The sequence below is a fragment of the Glycomyces xiaoerkulensis genome, from assembly GCF_002798405.1.
In the GTDB taxonomy this organism is placed as follows: Bacteria; Actinomycetota; Actinomycetes; order Mycobacteriales; family Micromonosporaceae; genus Glycomyces; species Glycomyces xiaoerkulensis.
Window position 1 is genome coordinate 384,290 of sequence record NZ_PGGV01000033.1, and the last position, 21,567, is coordinate 405,856.

Annotated in this window: 16 protein-coding genes, 1 tRNA gene and 2 pseudogenes; 15 read left to right on the forward strand and 4 right to left on the reverse strand. The window is 66.5% G+C overall.

Translation table 11 applies throughout. The features are described from left to right. Positions 1-37 precede the first annotated feature (37 nt). A pseudogene (locus CUT39_RS21525) lies at positions 38-1,231 on the forward strand (copper resistance CopC/CopD family protein); the annotation flags it as partial. Positions 1,232-1,612: 381 nt separating this feature from the next. On the opposite strand, the gene CUT39_RS21300 reads toward CUT39_RS21525, so the two are convergent. Continuing rightward, on the reverse strand, positions 1,613-2,521 hold the full coding sequence (locus tag CUT39_RS21300) for a TatD family hydrolase (protein ID WP_408611161.1): 909 nt from the start codon (positions 2,519-2,521) through the stop codon (positions 1,613-1,615). 111 nt (positions 2,522-2,632) lie between these two features. Here CUT39_RS21300 and CUT39_RS15400 point away from each other — a divergent pair, with 111 nt between their 5' ends. Continuing rightward, positions 2,633-3,742: a hypothetical protein gene (locus CUT39_RS15400; protein WP_100448088.1), complete on the forward strand. Its 1,110-nt coding sequence runs from the start codon at positions 2,633-2,635 to the stop codon at positions 3,740-3,742. A gap of 4 nt (positions 3,743-3,746) precedes the next feature. On the opposite strand, the gene metG is transcribed toward CUT39_RS15400, so the two are convergent. After that, on the reverse strand, positions 3,747-5,537 hold the full coding sequence (metG, locus tag CUT39_RS15405; protein WP_198587167.1) for a methionine--tRNA ligase: 1,791 nt from the start codon (positions 5,535-5,537) through the stop codon (positions 3,747-3,749). Positions 5,538-5,672: 135 nt separating this feature from the next. On the opposite strand from metG, the gene CUT39_RS15410 reads away from it, so the two are divergent. The 4 genes from CUT39_RS15410 to CUT39_RS15425 all read left to right on the forward strand — a co-directional run bounded on the left by CUT39_RS15410 (position 5,673) and on the right by CUT39_RS15425 (position 10,360). Next, positions 5,673-6,314: a hypothetical protein gene (locus CUT39_RS15410; RefSeq protein ID WP_157930715.1), complete on the forward strand. Its 642-nt coding sequence runs from the start codon at positions 5,673-5,675 to the stop codon at positions 6,312-6,314. Between the two features lie 184 nt (positions 6,315-6,498). Then, entirely contained in the window at positions 6,499-8,646 is a 2,148-nt protein-coding gene (locus CUT39_RS15415) for a transglycosylase domain-containing protein (protein ID WP_157930716.1), read from the forward strand. Between the two features lie 18 nt (positions 8,647-8,664). After that, on the forward strand, positions 8,665-10,215 hold the full coding sequence (locus CUT39_RS15420) for a dolichyl-phosphate-mannose--protein mannosyltransferase (protein ID WP_100448094.1): 1,551 nt from the start codon (positions 8,665-8,667) through the stop codon (positions 10,213-10,215). Positions 10,216-10,284: 69 nt separating this feature from the next. Beyond that, positions 10,285-10,360, forward strand: a tRNA-Ala gene (locus tag CUT39_RS15425). A 691-nt stretch (positions 10,361-11,051) separates the two neighbouring features. On the opposite strand, the gene CUT39_RS15430 is transcribed toward CUT39_RS15425, so the two are convergent. Continuing rightward, positions 11,052-11,768 (reverse strand): 5-formyltetrahydrofolate cyclo-ligase, encoded by a 717-nt coding sequence (locus CUT39_RS15430; protein WP_100448096.1) that lies wholly within the window; start codon positions 11,766-11,768, stop codon positions 11,052-11,054. Between the two features lie 10 nt (positions 11,769-11,778). Next, positions 11,779-12,945: a helix-turn-helix transcriptional regulator gene (locus CUT39_RS15435; protein ID WP_100448098.1), complete on the reverse strand. Its 1,167-nt coding sequence runs from the start codon at positions 12,943-12,945 to the stop codon at positions 11,779-11,781. A 314-nt stretch (positions 12,946-13,259) separates the two neighbouring features. On the opposite strand from CUT39_RS15435, the gene CUT39_RS15440 reads away from it, so the two are divergent. From CUT39_RS15440 to CUT39_RS20440, 9 genes and pseudogenes are all read left to right on the forward strand, one after another. After that, positions 13,260-13,589 carry a recombinase family protein gene (locus CUT39_RS15440; RefSeq protein ID WP_198587168.1) on the forward strand — a complete coding sequence of 110 codons (330 nt, stop codon included), beginning with the start codon at positions 13,260-13,262 and terminating at the stop codon, positions 13,587-13,589. Further along, the gene (locus tag CUT39_RS20435) at positions 13,586-14,227 is read left to right on the forward strand and encodes an ATP-binding protein (protein ID WP_157930717.1); all 642 of its coding nucleotides are present in this window, start codon (positions 13,586-13,588) and stop codon (positions 14,225-14,227) included. Before CUT39_RS15440 ends, CUT39_RS20435 begins: the two co-directional genes overlap by 4 nt. Further along, complete coding sequence (locus CUT39_RS15450; RefSeq protein ID WP_232805779.1) at positions 14,227-14,913, forward strand: dTMP kinase; 687 nt, start codon at positions 14,227-14,229, stop codon at positions 14,911-14,913. Before CUT39_RS20435 ends, CUT39_RS15450 begins: the two co-directional genes overlap by 1 nt. Position 14,914: 1 nt before the next feature. Then, on the forward strand, positions 14,915-15,973 hold the full coding sequence (locus CUT39_RS15455; RefSeq protein ID WP_100448106.1) for a Gfo/Idh/MocA family protein: 1,059 nt from the start codon (positions 14,915-14,917) through the stop codon (positions 15,971-15,973). Then, the gene (locus tag CUT39_RS15460) at positions 15,970-17,223 is read left to right on the forward strand and encodes a DegT/DnrJ/EryC1/StrS family aminotransferase (RefSeq protein ID WP_100448108.1); all 1,254 of its coding nucleotides are present in this window, start codon (positions 15,970-15,972) and stop codon (positions 17,221-17,223) included. Before CUT39_RS15455 ends, CUT39_RS15460 begins: the two co-directional genes overlap by 4 nt. 5 nt (positions 17,224-17,228) lie before the next feature. Beyond that, the gene (locus CUT39_RS15465; RefSeq protein ID WP_100448110.1) at positions 17,229-17,675 is read left to right on the forward strand and encodes an NUDIX hydrolase; all 447 of its coding nucleotides are present in this window, start codon (positions 17,229-17,231) and stop codon (positions 17,673-17,675) included. 6 nt (positions 17,676-17,681) lie between these two features. After that, on the forward strand, positions 17,682-18,458 hold the full coding sequence (locus CUT39_RS15470; RefSeq protein WP_100448112.1) for a hypothetical protein: 777 nt from the start codon (positions 17,682-17,684) through the stop codon (positions 18,456-18,458). Between the two features lie 219 nt (positions 18,459-18,677). Then, positions 18,678-19,754 (forward strand): annotated as a pseudogene (locus CUT39_RS15475) (ISAs1 family transposase); the annotation flags it as partial. A gap of 1,040 nt (positions 19,755-20,794) precedes the next feature. Then, positions 20,795-21,541, forward strand: coding sequence for a hypothetical protein (locus tag CUT39_RS20440; RefSeq protein ID WP_157930718.1), 747 nt, complete (start codon positions 20,795-20,797; stop codon positions 21,539-21,541). The last annotated feature ends 26 nt before the right edge of the window (positions 21,542-21,567 follow it).

The window sequence follows — 21,567 nt, forward strand, 5'->3', positions numbered from 1 at the left end:
CCACCTCTCCACCCGCCTCGCCTGGTTGTCAATCGCAGTGGCGACCGCCGTCGCGCTCTGGGCCTCCCCGGCCGCGGCGCACGCCCTCGCCACGGGGACCGCGCCCGCCTCGGACGAAGTCGTCGACTCGCCGCCGAGCGAAGTCGTCGTCGAGTTCAACGAACCGGTCACACCAGTGGACGCGGCCACCGGGGTCGCCGCTCCCAATGGTGACCGAGTCGACAGCGACGTCTCCAGAGGCGACAGCCCCTCGGTCCTGGTCATCGAGATCGACGCCGACCAGCGGGGCACCTACCTCGTCGGCTACCGCGTCGTCTCCGACGACGGCCACCCCGTCGCCGGCACCTTCACCTTCTCGGTCGGACAGCGCACCGAAGCGCCCGGCGCCGACACCCTCATCGGCGACACCGACGGCCTCGTCCAGGCACTGCTCTACACCGGACGCTTCCTCGGCTACGCCGGGCTCGCCCTCGCCCTCGGCGCCGGGGTGCTCCTGGCCGCCGGAGCCCGCCCCCGCGCCTACACCGCCCGCCTCATCGCCGCCGGACTGTCCGCCGTCGCCGCCACCGCCGTGCTCGGCATCCCCCTCCAGGCCGCCTACGAATCCGGCGTGCCGCTGACCGCGCTCGACGCACCCGCCCTCCAGACGGTCATGGAATCACCGGTCGGCCTCGCCGCGCTGCTACGCCTGCTGCTGGTGCTGCTGGCCCTGCCGCCGCTGCGCGGCCTCATCACCGCCGCCGAACCCGGCCGCGGCCACCTCGCCGGGCTCACCGCCGTGGGACTGGCCATGGTCGCCACCTGGCCCCTGGCAGGCCACCCGATGGCCACCGACCCGGTGCCGGTCGCCTTCGCCGCCGACGGCCTCCACCTCGCCGCCGCCCTCACCTGGGCCGGCGGCATCGCCGCGCTCCTGGCGATCGCGATCAAACGCGGCGCCTGCACCCCGGCCGCGACCCGCCGCTTCTGGGTCGCGCTCGTGCCGTGGCTGCTCGGCACCGTCGTCGTCGCCGGAACCGCCACCGCCCTGCTGCACATCGACTCGATCGCGGCGCTCACCGACACCCGTTACGGCCGCCTGGTCGCGCTCAAGGCGCTCCTGCTGACCGCGATCGTCGCCGTCGGCCTGCTCACCCGGAAGGCCCTGCTGCGCGACGGCGGCGACGGCACGAAGGCCCTGCGGCGGCTGGTAGGCGTCGAACTCGCGCTGGCCGCGGCGGTGCTGGCGGCGGTGGTGGTGCTGGTGCAGGCCGTCCCGGCGAAGACCGCGCTGCTGGAGGGCGCCGGAACCGCCGAGCAGGCCGAGACCGCCGCGCTGGTCACCACCGACCTGTATTCGGGGCAGTTGATCCTCGAACCGGGCCGGCCGGGACCGAACTCGGTGCGGATCCTCGTGTCCGACTCCGACGGGGAGCCGCTCGAGATCGCCGAATGGGAGGCCGAGTGGGGCCTGGAGGGCGAGCCGGCCGAACCGCTGCGGCTGATCGAGCTGCGCGGGGGCATCCTCGGCGGCGAGATCAGCGTTCCCGAAGCCGGCCGCTACGTCTTCACGTTCACGCTCACCGACGCCGAGGGGCGCGCCGCGACCGCGGAGACGGCGCTGGAGGTGGCGTTACCAGTCGCCGAAGGCCCGCCGGGAGTTCTCGGCCAGTTGGAGGCACCACTTCTCCAGGTCCCGGTCGAGGTGCTCGGCCAGGAATCGGGCGGTGTAGGCGGTCAGGGCCGGGTGGTTGCGGTGGCCGCGGACCGGCACCGGCGCCATGAACGGGGCGTCGGTCTCGACCAGCACCGCCTCGGCCGGGGCGGCCGCGGCGGCCCCGCGCAGCATCGCGGCGTTCTTGAACGTGACGTTGCCGGCGAAGCTCATGAAGTAGCCGCGCCGGGCGCACTCGGCCGCGAACGCGGCGTCCCCGGAGAAGCAGTGCATCACCACCCGCTCCGGCGCCCCTTCCTCGTCCAGGACCGACAGGACGTCGTCGTGGGCGTCGCGGTCGTGGATGACCAGGGCCTTGCCGCGGCGCTTGGCGATCTCGACGTGGCCGCGGAAGGACTCGGCCTGCGCCGCGCGGCCGGTCTCGCCGGTGCGGTAGTAGTCCAGCCCGGTTTCGCCGACCGCGGCGACCCGAGGCAGTGCCGCCAGCTCGTCGATCGCCGCCAGCGCCGCGTCCAGGTCCGCCGTCAGCGGCGCCTCGTTGGGGTGCAGCGCCACCGCCGCCAGCACCCGGTGGTCGGCCGCGGCCAGGTCGCTCGCCCAGCGGGACGATTCGAGGTCGGTGCCGACCTGCACCATGGTGCCGACGCCGGACGCCTCGGCCCGGTCGATCAGTTCGCGGACGGCCGCCTCGCCGGGTTCGGGGGCGCCCGCCCCGTCCTCGGGGTCGCGGCCGGCGACGATGTCGAGGTGGGTGTGGCTGTCGCAGACGGGGGCCGGGAGCGGTTCGGGCAGCGGGGCCGGTTCGGATCTGTGCACGCCTCCACGATAAGGATCCGGCTGCCGTAACACCAACTTCACGTGCGCGATATCCGCATCTGACAGCCCGGGCCTAGATTCGGCCGTCAGCCGCCTACCGGCGGTGGAGGCACCGCACCCCGCCGTGACCGCCGTCCCTCACCGCGTCGAATCGAGCCGCCCATGACACGTGACCTCGCGTCCCGCCGGAACCGAGCCGCGGCACTCCGGCAGCGCCGCCCCGAACCGCGACCCCGGCAGGAGGCACCGGTCACCGTCGAATGGCGGGGGGAGAAGTACCCGGGGCTACCGTACGCCGACGGCGCCGCCTGGGAGCTGCTGTCGGCGCTGCCGCGCCCGGACTTCGTGCCGAATCCGAGGCCGGGCACCGACTATCCGCACCGGTGGTTCGTGCCCGCCGGGGAGGTGCTGCGCGACGGGGTGCCGGTCGGCGTCGCCGACGACCGGGCGCCGACGGTGCCGCTCGCGGTGGGCCTGGATCTGGAGTACGTGCGCCGCCTGACCCAGAGCCCGCACCTCGACCCGGCCGCGCGGGCGCTGCTGGACCGGGTGCGGCGGTCCTCGCCGGTCGGCGAGGGCGAGCGGATGGAGCGGCCGGTGACCGGCGGGCAGGCGGCGCGGCTGCTGGAGACCGCCGCCGTCCCGGGCGGATTCTGCTACCGGCGCCGCGACGTCGCGCACCTGCGCACGCCCGCCGCGCGCAGCGTCCTGGGCGGGGAGACCGAGCCGGGCGAGCGCGCGGTGCTGGCGCTGCGCTGGGACGCGGCCGCCCCGGGTGATTTCGACGCGCCGGTCTCGCCCGACTACGAGGGGCTGACGGCGATACCGTCGTCGGAGCGGCGCGGGACGCCGGTGCTGGGCACCGGGTTCGCGCTGTCGGCGGCGCACCTGCTGCCGGAGCACGTCACCGCCGACCTGACCGACCTGCCGCTGCCCGAGGGCGCCGAGCTCGTCGCCTGCACCGGCGACGGCTCGGAGTCGGTGCTGTACGTCTACAACGGGAGGCAGTGGACGCCGGTGGACGCCGACCACCGCCTCGACCTGCCCGGGGTCGAGCCGGGCCGGCCCGTGCCGGTGCGGCGGGTGCTGCGCGAGCCGGCCCGCGTGGTGTGGAAGGGCGTGCCGGGTTCGCTGGTGGACGCCGACGAGGATTGGGGCCTGTTCCGGCTCGCCCGGCCCGGCCCCGATGCGCTGTCGCGCACCGCGGCCGAACCGGTGCGACGCGGCGTCTACGAGAAATGGGTCCCGCGCGGCGAACTCGCCCACGCTTAGGCGCCTACTGCTCGAGGCGGGCGAGCTCCTCGTCGACGATCGACGGGTCGAGCTTGGCGAACATCGGCGTCGGCTTCTCCAGCGGCGTACCGGCCGCGACCGGCACCGACTCCCACGGCGGCGCGCCGGAGTAGTCGCCGGTCAGGATCGGGTAGGACCCTTCGGTCGCCCCGCCGGAGTCGAGGTCGTCGACCTGCTCGATGCGCGGCATCGGCGCGAACACGCCCTCGCCGCCGAGCAGCTCGTGCACCCGCTGCGCCGAATGCGGCAGGAACGGGCTCAGGATCGTCTTCAGGTCGCTGACCGCCTGCAGGACCGTGTGCAGGACCGTGCCCTGCCGCTTCGGGTCGTCCTTGAGTTTCCACGGCGCGGTGTCGGCCAGGTACTTGTTGGCCGCCGCCACCGTCCGCATCGCCTCGGCCGTGGCCGCGCGGATCCGGTTCGACCCGATCAGGTCGCCGACGGCGTCGAACGCCGCCCGCGCCGTCTCCAGCAGCTCCCGGTCGACCCGCTCCAACTCGCCGGCCTCGGGGATGGCCCCGAAGTTCTTCGCGGCCATCGTGATCGACCGGTTGACCAGGTTCCCCCACCCGGCCACCAGCTCGTCGTTGTTGCGCCGCAGGAACTCCGCCCAGGTGAAGTCCGAGTCCTGGTTCTCCGGGCCGGCCGCGCAGATGTAGTAGCGCAGCGCGTCCGGCGAGTACCGCTCCAGGAAGTCCCGCACGTAGATCACCACGCGCCGCGACGAGGAGAACTGCCGGCCCTCCATGGTCAGGAACTCGCTCGAGACGACCTCGGTCGGCAGCTCCAGGCGGCCCAGCGCGCCCGGCTCGCCCCCGGCGGCACCGGAGCCGTTGTTGCCCAGCAGCATCGCCGGCCAGATCTCGGAGTGGAAGACGATGTTGTCCTTGCCCATGAAGTAGTAGGAGACCGCCTCCGGGTCCGACCACCACCGGCGCCACTTCTCGGGCTCGCCCAGCCGCCGCGCCCACTCGATCGAGGCGCTCAGGTAGCCGATGACGGCGTCGAACCACACGTAGAGGCGCTTGTCGGGCCGCTCCCGCCAGCCCTCGAGCGGGATCGGCACACCCCAGTCCAGGTCCCGCGATATCGCGCGCGGCTGGATGTCCTCGAGGAGGTTCTTGGAGAACTTGACCACGTTGGTGCGCCACCCGGTGCGGGTGTCCAGCCAGGCGCTCAGCGCCTCGGCGAACGCCGGCAGGTCCAGGAAGAAGTGGTCCTCCTCGACGAACCTCGGCGTCTCGCCGTTGATCCGCGAGACCGGGTCGATCAGGTCGGTCGGGTCGAGCTGCCTGCCGCAGTCGTCGCACTGGTCGCCGCGGGCCGACTCGAACCCGCAGTGCGGGCAGGTGCCCTCGATGTACCGGTCCGGCAGCGTCCGCCCCGTGGACGGGCTGATCGCCCCGGGCGTCTTCCGCTGCAGGATGTAGCCGTTGTCGTACAGCGTCTCGAACAGTTGCTGGACGGTCCGGTAGTGGTTCCCGGTCGTGGTGCGGGTGAACAGGTCGTACGACAGGCCCAGCGCGTGCAGGTCCTCGACGATGACCCGGTTGTACTTCGCGGCGGCCTCGCCGGGCGGCAGGCCCTCGGCGTCGGCCTGCACCAGGATCGGAGTCCCGTGCTCGTCGGTGCCCGAGATCATCAGCACGTCGTGACCGCGCATGCGCATGTACCGGGCGAAGACGTCGGCGGGCACCCCGAAACCGGCTACATGTCCGATGTGGCGCGGGCCGTTGGCGTAAGGCCAGGCCAGCGCGGTCAGTACGTGTGTCATGGCCCCAATGCTAGCGGCCCGGCATTCGGGACGGCACGGGCGTATTCCCGGTGAGGCGCACCGGAGGCGTCCACCGACACGGCGAGTCTTCCCCGATTCCGCCTCCCGGGGCGCTTTCGGTGATGCAATACCCCTATGTCCAGAACACACCGCGCGGCCGAGACCGACCCCGCTCCCCGCGTAGCCTCCCAGCGCAGCCCCATCGGCTCCCAGGTCGAGGGCATGGAGGCGATCCGCGCGGTGTGGGAGCGCGCCGGACGGCCCGAACGCAGCCGCCCCCGTCCCGGACCGGGGCCGCGCCGGCGGCCGGCCCGCCTGCTGCCGGCCCTGCTGGGCACCCTGGTGTGTGCCTGCCTGCTCATGTTCTTCGCCTGGGTGGCCGCCCCGGCCCTGTGGATGTCCATGGGGCACGGCCACAGCGGCACCGTCACCGTCACCGAGTGCGGCGGCGGCTTCGCGCCCGGCTGCACCGGCGAGTTCGACACCGGCGACTGGACCAAGGAACTGCACCTCACCGGCGAGGTCAGCGCCGCCGACGTCGGGACCGAGCGGGAGGCCCGCGCCACCGGCCCCGACGCCCACAGCGCCTACGTCGGCGACCGGGCCGGCCTCATCCTGCGCTGGGCCGGCCCCATGGCGCTGTACCTGGCCTGCGGTTTCGCGCTCGTCGCCGCCAGCGGCGCCACCCGGCTCTACGAGCGGCGCGGGGCCGCGATCGGCCTGTGCTGGACCGCCACCGGCGCGGTCCTCGCCGCTGCGCTCGCCTTCGCCTGGTGAACCGCGCCGTGTAACCGCCCCCACCGGACGGCGGACGCGGCCGCACCGGACCGCGCCGCCGTCGTAGAGTGAGGCCCGCCCCCGGTGCCGAGCCCGAGACGACTCGGCGACCGGTCCGCTCCGGCGGGCCGCGCCCCAAGGAAATGACCGTCATTCCCCGCATGCAGGGCCTTCGGGAGACAGCGTGAGTGCATCTTCGAAACCGGTGGCGCAGACCTGGTTCGGACCCATCACCGACGCGCAGCGGCGCGCCATGGCCGCACTGGGGCCGACCGCCGTCGCGCTCGGCCTGGTGGTCGCCCTGGCGTTCCTGCCGCTCGCCAGCGCCTTCGGCGGCGCCGCCAAGGCCGGTTCGGAATCGGTCCTCGAGCTGCCCGGCGACCTCGTGCTGCCGCCGGCCCCCGAGTCGTCCACCCTCTACGCCGACGACGGCGAGACCGTCATCGCCACCTTCGGCGACCAGTACCGCGTCGAACTCGAATACGACCAGATCCCCGAAACGGTCGTGCAGGCCCTGATCGCCACCGAGGACTCCAACTTCTTCGAGCACAACGGCATCGACCCCGAAGGCGTCGTGCGTGCCCTGGTCGCCAACCTCTCCGCCGGGGAGGCGGCCGAAGGTGCCTCCACGATCACCATGCAGTACGTGCGGCAGGTGCTCTCCTACACCGCCACCACGCCCGAGGAGGTCGCCGCCGCCAGCGAGGTCACCGTCGAACGCAAAGTCAAGGAGATGGGCTACGCGCTCGCCCTCGAAGAAGAGATGTCCAAACAAGACATCATCACGAACTACCTGAACACGGTGTACTTCGGCCACGGCGCCTACGGCATCGGCGCGGCCGCCCAGGTCTACTACGGCAAGGTCCCCGCCGAACTCACCGTCGCCGAAGCCGCCCTGCTCATCGGCCTGGTCAAGTCGCCCAGCGAATACGACCCCATCGACGGCTCCTCCGAAGCGGCCAAGACCCGCCGCGACCACGTCATCGACCGCATGAGCGCCGTCGGCTTCCTCACCGCCGCCGAAGGCCGCGCCGCCCGCGCCGACGACCTCGGACTGAACCCGCAGAACGCCAACAACACCGCCGGCGGCGCCATCGACTCCGAGTACGGCTTCTTCGTCGACTACTTCGAACGCTGGTGGGAGCAGCAGGAATCGTTCGGCGAGTCCGAAGCCGAACGCAAGGCCCGCCTCTACCGCGGCGGCTACGAGATCGTCTCCACCCTCGACGCCGACCTCCAGCAGACCGCCGAAGCCGCCGTCGAAGCCCAACTCGAGACCGGCTCCGAGTTCGCCCTCGGCTCGGTCGTCGTCGAACCCGGCACCGGGGCCGTCCAGGTCATGGCCGTCAACCGCGAATACTCCAACGACATCTCCGACAACGGCCCCAACACCGCCGGCGCCGAATACGGCAAGGGCACCTACCCCAACACCACCAACCCGCTCCTGACCGGCAGCCCCGCCGCGCCCGGATACCAGGCCGGATCGTCGTTCAAACTGTTCACCCTGCTGGCCGCCCTCGAGGCCGGCATGCCGCTGAACACCACCATCTACTCGCCCTACCAGTACACCAGCCAATACGTCGCCAGCCCCGGGCCCGCCACCTGCGGCAACCACTGGTGCCCCCGGAACGCCTCATCGTCGCTGGTCGGCAACTACAACATGTGGACCGCCTTCGGCCACTCGGTCAACACCTACTTCGTCCAACTCATCGAACGCGTCGGCTCCGAGCACGCCATCGACGTGGCGAAGCGCCTCGGCCTGGAGTTCCACAGCGCGCTCGACCTCGACCACACCAGCGGCGAGAAGGCCGAGCACTACGGCCAGTTCACCCTCGGCGTCACCCAGAACACCCCGATGGAGATGGCCGCCGCCTACGCCGCCCTCCCCGCCGACGGGATCTACTGCGCCCCCGTCCCCGCCACCACCGCGGTCACCGGCACCGGCAGCACCATCGAATTCGGCACCGACTGCGAACAGGCCGTCGACGCCGAAGTCGCCCGCGCCGCCGTCGACGCCGCCCGCTGCCCCACCGGCTACGGCGCCGCCGCCGGCCACTGCACCGGCGGCACCGCCGGGATGGTCGGCGCCGCCGTCGACGGACCGGTCGCCGGCAAGACCGGCACCACCGACGGCAACTCCACCAACTGGTTCATCGGCTTCACCCCGAACGCCTCCGCCGCGGCCTTCGTCGCCGACCCCGACAGCCCCGAGCATTACGTCGGCAGGCAGAACCTCGGCAAACCCGCGCACGCCGCCGCCGACATCCTCGCCGCCCAATGGGAGCTGCGCGGCGAAGGCGAGTTCACGCCCCCTACCGCACTGGTGGACTGACCCCATAGACTCACACCGGTGAGCGCCACCGCAGTCCGGCCCGCAGCGCCGCCCGCCGAATGGCGGCCGGCCCTGCCCTCCGGGGCCTCGCCCCGCGTCAAGGCCCGATTCCAGACCAGCCTGCCCGACGACCGCCGCCGCGCCGCGCTGGTGACCATCGGGGTCACCGCGCTGGCCGCCGTGCTGCGGCTGATCGGCCTGAACCACCCCAAGGGCCTGATCTTCGACGAGGTCTACTACGCGCAGGACGCCAAGTCCCTGCTCGAACACGGCGTCGAATGGGACCACGTCGGCGGCGCGGGCGCCTACGTCGCCCACCCGCCGTTCGGGAAGTGGCTCATCGCCGCCGGCGAGGGCGCGCTCGGGTTCGACGAGACCGGCTGGCGCATCAGCGCCGTCCTCGCCGGCGTGGTCGGCGTGGCGCTCCTGGTCCGCCTCATGCGCCGCCTGACCGGCTCCACACTCCTGGGCGGGACCGCCGGACTGCTGCTGGCGGTCGAGGGCAGCCACTTCGTGCTGTCCCGGACGTCGCTGCTCGACATCTTCCTCGCCACGCTCATTTTGGGAGCGATGTACTGCCTGGTCCGCGACCGGGACTGGCGGCGGGAGCGCTGGCTGGCGGCCATGGAGGAGGGCATGGACGCGGCCCGCCGGAGGCCGCGGCTCGGGCTGCCGTGGTGGCGGATCGCGACCGCGGTCCTGCTCGGCCTGGCCATGTCGGTCAAGTGGAGCGCCCTGTGGTTCATCCTGCTGGCGATCGTGCTGTTCGTCGTCTGGGACTGGCGGCTGCGGGTCGACGCGGGCGCGCGGAAGCCGCTGCGCGACACTCTGATCTACGAGTTCGGGCAGAACCTGTGGTTCGGCCTGCTCGCCATCGGCGCCTACCTGGCCACGTGGGCGGGCTGGTTCGCCAACGACGAGGGCTCCTACCGGCACTGGCTGGCCGAGAACGACCACAGCGAGCCGCCCGTGATCGGTCCGCTCGTCAACTGGTTCCAGTACCACTTGAGCGTCTACGACTTCCACGCCGGCTTGTCCTCGGAGCACTCCTACCAGTCGACTCCGCTGGAGTGGCTGTTCAACCTGCGCCCGGTGGTGTTCTTCTGGAGCTCCGACGTCCCGTGCGGGGCCGACCGGTGCGCAGCGGAGATCCTCCTGCTGGGCACGCCGCTGCTGTGGTGGGCGTTCGTGCCGGCGACGCTCGCGCTGCTGGCGTGGGCGCTGTACAAGCGCGACTGGCGCGCCTGGTTCCTGCTGGGCGGCATCGCCGCCGGCATCGGGCCGTGGTTCGCCTACCCCGAGCGGACCATGTTCTTCTTCTACACCGCCCCGGCGGTGCCGTTCTTCATCGGAGCGGTCACCTGGTGCCTGGGGGCGATCATCGGCCGGCACCGGCGCGGCGGGGCGGCGACCGCCGGCCCCGAGCGCCGCCTGACCGGCGGGCTCATAGCGGGCGCCTTCGTCGCGGTGGTGGTGCTGTGCTTCGCCTACTTCTGGCCGATATACACCGGCGAACCGCTCGACTACTCCGATTGGCGGGCCCGCATGTGGCTCGACTCGTGGATCTGACGCCGAGACCCGGGCCACACCGCGCCCCCGCGGCACCGGTCCGAGCCTGTGCTAGAGTAGTGCGCGCTTGGGGCTTTGGCGCAGTTGGTAGCGCGTCTCGTTCGCAATGAGAAGGTCAGGGGTTCGAATCCCCTAAGCTCCACCATCGCTGACTTATTAGAGACACTGGCCCGCGAGGGCCAGGTCAGCTCTAGCAGGTCAGTGAGGGAAACATCCTCAGCGTTAGCCCTGTTCTCGGTCACGAGGACAGGGCTTCCTGCTATCTGAGAGCGGGTGCGCTGGCCTCGCGCCCCTTTCTTGGGCCTCGTGCCGTCTGGAACGAGCCCGACCTCTCGGAGGTAGACCTTGACCGCCTCGCGCTCCATAGCGCCTGTCAGGGCGTCGAAGGGCTCTTTCAGCTCGCCCCCGACGATCTTCGAACCATCCACCAGGAACTTTTGGAAGAACGCCTTGTTGATGTTTCGCTCGAACTTCTCGCCAACTTCTTTTCCAACTATCTCTCGGAGGCGTGTAATAGCGTCGTTCGGACCACAGCTATCGAAGTCAGAAGCCTCGAACTTGTCACGGCGTGCTGAGCCAGGGTTCTTGAAGACCAAGGACCAATGTTCTTCGATCAGGCGTACCTTAAGGAGTACTTCGGCGGCGGCCTGGAGGTGTAGCACGGCATACTTGAGATCCTGCGGTTCCGGCTCCCCACTCAGATGATTGACAACACTGAGTAGGTGGTCCATCCCATTAGGCACTGGCGGAAAGTGAAAGCTGTTGTTCGCCACTGCTCGACTTCTTTCCGGGTTGATCGGGTCGTTCGGTGCTATCCTCTGCCAGGTAAGTTGGTGCTAGAATCTTTCGGCCAATACTGGAATGGCCTCAATCTTCTCCGGGTCTAGCTCTCCCCAAAGGAGCCCGACAGGCCGGCGCGCTGGTTCACACCGAATGACCTCATTCGGGGTAACGATCAAGTCCACGCTGAAATCGTGTTCTGTCTCGGGCAGCTCCTCATCAACCACCTGCAAGGAATGCACGGTCGTCACGATGACCGTCTTCTCCGAGATGAGTCCAGCCTCCTGAAGCAGCGCCACCTCGATGTCCGAGTACCCCGCACCCTTGCCAAGCCGTACTCCATCGCGGTTGACCGCCACACTCCCGCACACGATCAGGTCCACTGGTCGCATCTCATCTGCGCCGACCGACCGTCCGACAGACACCGCAACTTTATTCGACGCTGCTTCGCTCGGCGGAACGGTCAGCTCGGACGGGTTAAGTAGGTAGAACGGCTTCGCTTCGGCCAACTTGGGAACGGCCATGTAAAGCAGCTTCCCCTGTTCGAGAGCTCGCGCCCGTGCTGGCTCTTGCGCCTTGTCTGGCACGGCCTTAACCACCCGCGCCTGCTGCCACACATCCAGTCCCGCAAGCCGTTCAGCTGCCATCTCGGCCCCGAAGAAAGCCGGAATCCTGCCATGAACCCTTGGTGGAACGGCGCGCTCGTTCTCGAGCAGCGTCCAGACCCGTTCGCGGATCGCATTCTTGGCCCGGTCAACATCAGTGCTGGTCAACGCTGCTCCTTTAGGTTGTGGCCATGAGGTTCATCAGGCGGTCGTATACATCCTGTACCTCGGCGACCTGACGCCACGGCCTGAGTTCGCGACCGGCGCCGAACACGATGTTCAACCCGCCACCACCCCAGGTTTGTTCCACCACATCGATAGCACTGTGCAACGCCCCCGTCGCTTCATCGAGTTTCCTCTGGCGGATCAGGGCCAGCGCCAGATTCCCCAGGGCTATGGCCTGCGACTTTGAGCGATCACGGAGTTCCTGGGCGGTCGTCTCCAGAATCGGCTGCGCTTGCTTTGCATCATCGAGGAAGAGGTAGCACGACCCGGCGAGTCGGCCGTGCTGAGTGGGCGAGAACAGGTCTATCGCGGCGTCAGTATCGGCGATGTGCTCGAAGTAACCTTCGGCATCGCTCAGGGCCTGCTCGCACTCCCGACGCTTGCCGAGCATGGCGTATGCCTCAGCCGCGTGCAGAGTTCCGAGGCCAGCAAGAACCATGCTGGTGCGCTCGGCCGTTTCGGCGGTCTGCATCGCCAGCGTCAGCCCGGCTTGCGGGTTCTTCTCGCCGTAGAGAGCGACGAAGCTGGTTCGAAGTAGCCCCAGGCTCTCGGTGCTGGTGTCATGAATCTGTCGCGCTGCCTCGACAGCCTGGCCGAAGTAGCCGCGGGCCGTGTTGTGGTCGCGGCGCTGCGAAGCGTCCCAGACCAGCTGGCCCATCAGGATGCCAGCTTCGGCCTCGACAGCGAAGAGTTCGCGCCGTATGCGATTGGTCGATGCGTGGGCGCGCAGGAATGACACTTGGCCGAGGGCCTGCCCGGTGTCGGCAAGCAGTGCAGTCGACGGCTCCTTGTCGTACCGAAGGTCAAGTTCGAGCACCTGATCCCGTATCCGCGCTACGGTCAGATGGTCAACGCTGCGTGGGTGTTCCAGGGCGAAAGCCAGTCGTTCATCTGGAGGTACTTCGGGCTCACCAGCTTCGGCCAGCAGTTCTTCAAGCTGTTCAGCGGAGACTTGGAGGGCGCGTGCCACCTTCGAGCGAATCCATGGCACCGGCTCAGACTCACCGGCCTCCCAGCGATACACCGTTGAGCGATTAGCCCCTACACGCTCGGCAAACGACTCTTGGCTGAAGCCCATAGCCTTGCGGCGCTTGACGAAGTGCTTCCTCGGCCTGCCCATGTCTCGACCTCCAGAAGTTCTCAGCTTCGTTTGCACTGGTCAGAAGCGGTGTTGCAGCAGCGATGCAGCAGGATTGCGGCATTCACGCTCTGGTCCGAAGTCACTATCCCCGGTTCCATAAAGGTTACGGCGCTCACAACTGCCGCGACAACGGAGGCAACGGACATGCGCGAATGCTCCAGGACGCTCATCAAGGGTGTTTGTCGTATCCGAGTCGTTGGCAGCGCGGGTGATTCCGTCCCGATAGGGCCGGGTCGGCGCGACGGCCCCCAACCACGCCCGGCCCGGTCCGCTACCGAGTTGCGGAGGTGACCATGCAGACCACAGCGCTCGGCTATCTCCGCGTACCGACCTCCACGTCAGACGAGCGGGTTAGCCAGCTTGAGCGAGACATCTACGCATACGCCGAGCGACAGGGCATGAAGCTCTCCACGCTATTCGCCGACCGTTCGGACGAGCAGACCAGTGGCTTCTCGTTGCTGGTTGACGCTCTCGAGCGCAAGGAGTCGCAGCACGTCATCGTGCCGGCGCTGCACCACTTCGCTCATTCGCCTGGAATGCGCCTGGCCATCAAGGAGCTGCTGGAAGACAGGACTGGCGCCGAGGTCATTGTGATGCATCCCAGTCCCGAGGAGCCGTCATGACCACTGCACTTGCCGAGAGACCGGTATCTGCTGTGACCAGCCAGGAACGGCGTCGACTCATCGCCGTAGACCAACTGAGGCTAGTGGCCGCGCCGACCACCGCGAGCTGTGCGCGCATGTTCGTGGAGTTCGTCTTCCGGCGCTGGCACCTCCCCAGCAACCATCTCGAGAATGCTGAACGTCTGGCAGCTGAGCTGGTTAGCCACGCAACTGAGTCTCGCAAGCGAACGGAACTTGCTTCAGAGCAGACGCTTTCTAAGCAGCGCTTGCAGTTCATCGGGCTTCGCCTGGCGCTGTTTGAGAACGGCTTGGTCATCGAGGTTTGGGACAGCGACCCTCACCCACCCGGACTTCCCACTCAGCCAGAGCGGCAGGAGCAGGAGTGCCTGGCACTCGTGGCCCAGCTAGCCCGTCGCTGGAACTACTACCCAGCAGCAAGCGGCAAGGTCGTCTGGTGCGAACTTGCACTTGAACCAGCCTCGATCGAGGATGCCACCTTCCCGCTGCCGCAACAGCTCCCGTGTCGCCGGCGCTACGACGGCCCAGTGGAGCCCATTGAGGTCATGAGTGACCCCGACGTGCTCAAACGTCTCCTCGATGGTCTACATGCTCTCGATGACTTCGGAGGGCACAAGTGATGCTCGTTTCCTTCGAGGGCCAAGACGGTGCGGGCAAGACTTCGCTGCTCGACGCGACACTTGAACTGCTCCAACAGCAGGACGTTCCAGCTGTGAAGATCGAGGAGTTCTCCGACAGCCCGCACGGTCAGCGACTGCTTGAAGCCCTCTCTCAAGACAAGTTTCTCCGGCCTATGCCGGGCGAGGCCGCGACTCCGATCACCAGGGCGCTGGACATCGTGGCTGACCTGTATTACCAGGACGATCGGACTATTGGGCCAGCTCGCGGTCACGGTCATGTGGTTCTCAAGGATCGTCACCTTGACACCGTGGTCTACGCCCTCGCTCCCGCGTTGGTCAGCGCCGACTCAGTTTCGAGCGAGGCTCAAGCTGTTGCCTGGCTGGCGAACCTATGCAGTCAGCTTCGGCACGTTCCCGACCTCACCGTCTATGTGGATGCTCCACTGTCGGTTCGCATCGAGCGCATCCAAAGCCGCCAGCGCCACCTGAGCGAAGACCGTGCCAACCGGGTCAGTCCCGACGACATCGAGGTCTTCGAGGCACGGGACCGCATCGCCCACCAGCTCATCGCCAAGGAGCCCGATCGCTTCTTGGTGCTCGACAACACCAACCAGCCCATCGCCGAAGGAGCAGAGCAAATTGTCGACCACATCCTTGCTCGACGCGACCAGACAGGTAGCCCCTGACATGATCGAGCAACTTCTCACCAGCACGTCGCTGATTCGACTCGACGGTTCCAATGGTCAGCGCCGCAACAAACTCCGGGCCGGCGTCGTCGGCCTCGGCAAGCAGGCGATGGAAGACCACATCCCTGGACTGCGCGGCTCGGACGGCGCCGAACTGGTCGCCATCTGCGATGAGAGCGCCGAGCTGATACACGAGTACCAGTACCAGCTCAAGGTTCCCGGTTACACCGACTTCCGAGAGATGTTCCGGCAGGAACAGCTCGACCTGGTGATCGTCACCGTGCCGCACCACGTCGGCCGAGCGGTCATCGAGACGGCGACCGAGGCACGAGTCCACGTGCTCAAAGAGAAGCCCTTCGCCACCAGCATGAGCGAAGCGCGCGAGCTGGCCCAGCGCTGCGACGAGACCGGCGTCCAGCTAATGGTCACTCTCCAGCGCCGCTTCAACCCGATCTACACCAGCTTCATGCAGCTGGCCGACCAGATCGGCACGCCGTTCGTAGTCGACGGCCAGTACACGTTGCACGTCGAGGACCCCTCGGACGGCTGGCGCGGTCAGACCGCGATGGCCGGCGGCGGCTGCATCATCGACATGGGTTACCACCTGGTCGACATGATCCTCTGGTACTTCGGCCTACCCGACCGCATCCTGTGCGACCTGTCGGTGTCCGCTCGCCCCGATCGCAGCTACGACGCCGAAGACACTGCGCTCATCCACTTCGGCTACGACAGCGGGCTGTACGGCTCGCTGCTGCTCTCGCGGTTCATCGGGCCGAAGACCGAGCAGATTCGACTGGTCGGCAGCAAAGGCGTCGTACATCTGGAGCGTGGTCGTCTCCGCCGCCTGACCAACGGCGGGGAGGTCATCGAGTCGCTTTCCCGCGAGCAGGCATGGCCCTCGGCCGCCGCCAGCCAGATCGACTACTTCTGCCGCGTCATCGAGGGACTTCGCCCCAACGTAAGCAGCCCGCAGGAGAACTTGGCACACATGAGCTTCATCGCGGCCTGCTACGAGTCGGCCAAGACCCACAGCTACATCAACCCGAAGGAGATGAATTGAGTTCCCAACTGGCACTCCTCTGCGGCACTGCCGCCGTCGAGCAGGACGGATCACACTTCACCTGGCCACCGATCACCGAGCGCACCAAGGCCGCGCTGCTGCAACAGCTCGACCAAGGCGTTTCGATCTACGACCGCTCCGGCGTCATCGAGCGACTGGAAGACGAACTGTGCGAGTACCACGGCGTCTCCCGCGCGGTGCTCACCAGCTCGGGAACAGCGGCGCTGTACTCCATGTACGCGGCCCGCGGCATCGGGCCAGGCGATCAGGTCATCGTGCCGGCCTACACCTTCTTCGCCACCGTAACGCCGCTGCTTCACCTCGGCGCCGTGCCGGTCCTGGCCGACTGCGATGAGACCGGCAATCTCGACCCGAAGCAGATCACCCAGTGCATCACGCCGCGAACCAAGGCCGTCGTGGTGACCCACATGTGGGGACTTCCGGCCGACATGGCGAGTTTGAAGGCCATCGCCGAGGAACGCGGCCTGATGCTGCTGGAGGATGGTTCGCACGCCCACGGTGCCAGTATCGACGGACAGAAGGTCGGCACCTTCGGCCAAGCCGCGGCCTTCAGCATGAACGGTCCCAAGCCCCTCTCGGCAGGGGAAGGTGGCTTCGTCCTCACCGATGATGACGAGACCTACTACCGCATCCTGCTTCACGGCCAGTACAACAAGCGCTGCCGCAACGAACTGCCGGAGGATCACGAGTTCTACCGCTACGCCGTCACCGGCATGGGACTCAAGCACCGCATTCACGCGCTCGCTGCCCGCATCGCACTTGACCAGCTCCGCGACCTAGACACGTACCTCGAAGGTCGGGCAAACGTCGCCAACTACCTGTGCGAGCAGCTCAGCGAACTTCCGGGCATCGCCGTGCCGCAGCTGCCGCTCGACGTTCGCTCTTCCTGGTACGGCCTGATACTCCGCTACTGCCCAGACGAACTCGACGGCCTCTCCATCGAGCGCTTCTACGAAGCCTTGCACGCCGAAGGATGCCGCGAGGTCGACCGCCCCGGCTCAACCTGCCCGCTGAACCTGCTCCCGCTGTTCCAAGACCCAGCACCGCTGATGCCGGCTTACGGAAGCAAGCTGGCCTACGCTCCAGGAGACTTCCCGGTGGCCGAGGCCGTCCACCATCACACGCTCAAGCTGCCGGTCTGGCACCGCGAGGAAGACCTGCCGCTCGTTGACAGCTACATCGAAGCGTTCCGCAAAGTCACGTCCAACTACCAAGAGCTACAAGGATGAACACCATGATCGACAACTCGCTCCTTACCCGCCTGACCGCTGACGCCGACCTCGACGGCGTACAGCAACTCGTCGTTGGCGCTGTCGTCCAGCACGAGGGTAAGGTCCTCTTGCTCCAGCGCCCAGCGGACGACTTCATGGGCGGTATCTGGGAGCTTCCCAGCGGCAAGGTCGAAGGTGGCGAAGCGCTCGACGCCGCCCTCAAGCGTGAGGTCGAGGAGGAGACCGGCCTCAAGGTAGCGGTCATCCAGCACTACCTCGGCCACTTCGACTACAACAGCGGCAGCGGCAAGAAGAGCCGCCAGTTCAACTTCGCGGTGGACGTGGCCGCGCCAGCTCCAGTCGCTCTCACCGAGCACGACGCCTACGAGTGGCGAGCACTCGCCGAGGACCTAGCGGTGACGGACTCGGTTAAGGAAGTCCTGAAGCGGTACCAGGAACTACAGGAGTAACCGCAAGTGACCACGATCGTGGCGTCCGTCGAAGTCGAGGCTACCGCCAGCGCACGGCGAAAGCTCACGTTCTCGGTCGAGTTCAACAACACCACTGCCGTTGTCCGCTACCGCTCAACCTTCCTGGTCAACGAAGTTGACGTGGTTCTCACTACCTCTCACAACGGCGGACGAATCTGCCAGGTGAGTTGGAACCAGCACTGGTGGCGCTACCTGGCTCCCTCCATCCGCAGCAAGCTCCTCGGGCAGGTGCAGCAGCTCCTCAAGACGCAGCACCGCAAGCCCCAACTTGACCGCCGACCCTGCTGCGAGCAGCGCCGTGCCTGGTTCCCTCGGCGCTGCTCAATCCTTCTGGCTGGAATCAGGTGCTGCGGTGGGGCAGTCGCCAGCCAGGAGAAGGCCCGTCGCGTCTCAGGACTGGCGGGTGGCCCGGTCGTAGTGGCGGGTACGGCCGGGCATTTCATCTTTCCGCCGAGCTGCCCCCCGGAAGCCATGAGTCTGACCGAACTCCTCAAGAACGTCATTGACCAAACCGTCCAAATCTTCCGTGACTCCAGCGGCCTGCTCGAAATGCGCGACTTCTGGTGGGTCGCCTTGGCGCTGGCCGTCCTCGCGCTGTACTACCTGATCCACTCACTCATCTATCCCTGGCGGCGCTGCTTGCGCTGCAACGGCACCGGCAAGAAGCACGCTGGCGTCTGGCCGAGGCGGGTCTGGCGGATCTGTCGCTGCTGCGCCGGCTCGAGCAGGGCGTGTGCGAGATTCGGTTTTGACCGGGTGTGACGGTCGGTGATCGGTTGGGTCGCATAGGAAAGCAGGCACGACCTCGAGCATCATGAGAGTGTCGAATTCCTATGGCGCTCAAGGAGAACCGTGCCTGCAGCCTCATCGTCTCAAAACGCTTCCGGTCTCCCCTCGGCAGGGGAACTCGCCCTCGGCGACCTCACTGACTTGTGTTCGTACCTCGATGCGGTCCCCGATCCCTGATCGCGTCGGGGCCGGTGGTACCCATTGCCCGGGCTCTTGGCGATCGCGGCGGTCGCCGTGGCCTGCGGAGCGGTCACCCTCCGCGAGATCGCCGAATGGTCCCGAGAACTGCCCGCTGATCTGCTGTCCTGTCTCGGGTTTCGCCACCACCCCTTGCGGCTGCGTCGCGCACCGTCCCGCTCCTGCTTCACGCGCCTGTTCGCGCAGCTCGACGGCGATGCCCTCGACGCCGCGATCAGCCGCTTCCTAACCCACAGGGCCGCAGCACAGGCCAGGGAGCACGACCAGGATAAGCGGATCCCGGCCAAGGCCGTGGACGGCAAATCCCAACGAGGCTCGACCCGCCTGGGCCAGCCGCGCCGCCATCTGCTCTCGGCGGTCGACCACGACGACGCACGCACCCTCGCCCAGGTCGAGGTCGCAGCCAAGACCAACGAGACGGCCGGGTTCAAACCCCTGCTCGACCCGCTGCCACTGGAGGCCACCGTGGTCACCTTCGACGCAATGCATACCGTCAACGAACTCCTGCGGTGGCTTCATGAGGACAAGCACGCCTACTACATCGCGATCGTCAAAGCCAATCAGCCGCTGCAACGCGCCGCGATCGAAGACCTCCCCTGGTCACAGGTCCCGACCGGACACAAAACCTCCGAGCAAGGACACGGCCGCACCGAATCCCGGTCGGTAAAGGTCACCGCCGTGGACGCGGCCCTCGGCGCTCTGCACTTCCCCGGAGCCACAGTCGCCATCCGAGTCCACCGGCGCCGCCAGGAGGCCAGTTGCAAGCAGACCCGCGAGACCGTCTACGCCATCGCAAACCTCCCACTGAGCAGGGCCGATGCCGAGCACGTCAACGCCTACATGCGAAACCACTGGTCGATCGAGAACAGATCGCATCACGTTCGCGACCGGGTCTTCGGTGAAGACGCCTCGACTATCTCGGTCGGATCAGCCCCACGCACCATGGCCAGCCTGCGCAACCTGGTCATCGGCGCTCTCAGACTGGCTGGCGCCACCAACATCGCCGCCACCAGCCGCTACAACGCCAAAAACCCATCACGAGCACTACCAGCACTCGGAATCAGCACATAACCGAATCTCGCACACGCCCTGCCGGCTCGGGGCGGCACCCACGGTTGGCAAGCAAGGTACTCTGCAGTTGGGGCGACCGATTTCCCTGATTTTGTCGTTCTATGGGTCAAAAGGTAGGACCTGACCTTATGCCGGTCGCTTCGCCCGAAGCTGACGGAGCTGTGCCGCAGGTTGAACCCTGGATCTAGCAATGAGTTCACTGGGTTACACTCTGAGTGAGAGTAGTCACATTGGCGTTGTGCTAGTTCGCATGGAGGTTGTATGAGCGCATTAAGAACCAAGTCGCTGGCGCTCGTGTCGATTCCCCTTGCATTGTTGGGGGCGCTAGGTTCGATTGCTAGCATTGCATCTGGGTACGGTCTTAAGGGAGCTATAGGTGTCATTCTCCTTGCGTCTACAGTAGCATTTGGCTGCTACTTGATACTCAAACCAATGCTCGCCAAGAACGAACGCGGTGTGACTCTATTGCAAGCGATCAATTCGGCCGGACTCGTCGATATCGAGAATCGGATTGACTCCCACAACCCTGTAGCGCCCAGTGCTTTCATGGCCTCCGCTAAGCAGGAGATTGCAATATCAGGAATCAGTCTCTCACTAACCTTCAGGCTCCACCTTGATCTTATACAGAAGATGCTGCGGCGGGGCGTAAAGGTTCGGGCCTTGTTGCTGCATCCAGATACAGCTACGACTATAGGCAGTACAGATAGACGCGCTGATATAGCGGGAGTGATAAACGTGATCAATTCATCCGGACTCGTTCTACATCCAGGGTTCGCTGTTCGATTTCGAAAGAGTATCCCCCCTTTTACGGCGATTATGGTTGACGGCGACATCGAGCCGACTGGGGAACACCCGAATGATAAGCTTGGGCAAATTCGGATTCAACCGTCCACCGCGCACAGTCCTCTTCAGAGTGGCACTGCACTTCGATTTAGGCGAACTATAGGGAGCGCTTCTTCATATGATTTCTTTGCCAATGATCTAAGAAGGCAATGGCAACTTGACAGCATTTCCTGCCCAGAGCTACTATCAGAATAGTCATGTACGATACAATGCCTAACGGATTCGCCGCCATAAAAGGGACTTCGCTAGTTGCTTTTTATCGGCATCTTCCCAGCTCATTGTCACACCTGGTGGAAGGTATCCAAGCGCGCTTGTGCTCTATGCTGCCGGTTGGTAGTTACGAACCGCAGCCAGCAGCCCAGATTCATGCGACCATAATACGCCTCGGTACAGCATTGGATGTCGGAATCCATTCATCTCGATCCGATGATGACGACTCTATGCTACCTATAGCTGAGGTGCATGAAACTATAAGCGCTAGCAGTGCACTGCCCTTCTCGATACAGTTCGGTGGGTACAACAAGAGCCAAGACTACGGATTCGAAAGCGACAGTCGATCTCCTTACGACCGTTCATTCGACATCAGGGGCGACCATGTCGTACTTATTGGATGGCCAGAACGGAGAGACTGGAATGGGGTGACGCCACTAGGTTCTCTACGAGCCGAGTTCGAGAAGCGAGGTTTCGCGCACAAGTATTCGAAGGGCATCGGCGACATTGACAATGATATGTATATTACCCTTGGCCATGTCAACCGAGTCATGCTAGAAGACGATGCTGTTTCGAATCTTGTGGTAGCAATGCGTGAAATGATTGCTTCCTTCAAATCTGTAGTAGAGCTGACCTATGATGATCTTGCAATCGTGTCGTACTCTGACAAGACTCTTCCAATTGGCTCTACGAGAGTCTTCAAACTGGCCAATTCCCAAGGAAAGAGCCATTGATATATGGTGGTTCCAGCTTTCGCAAA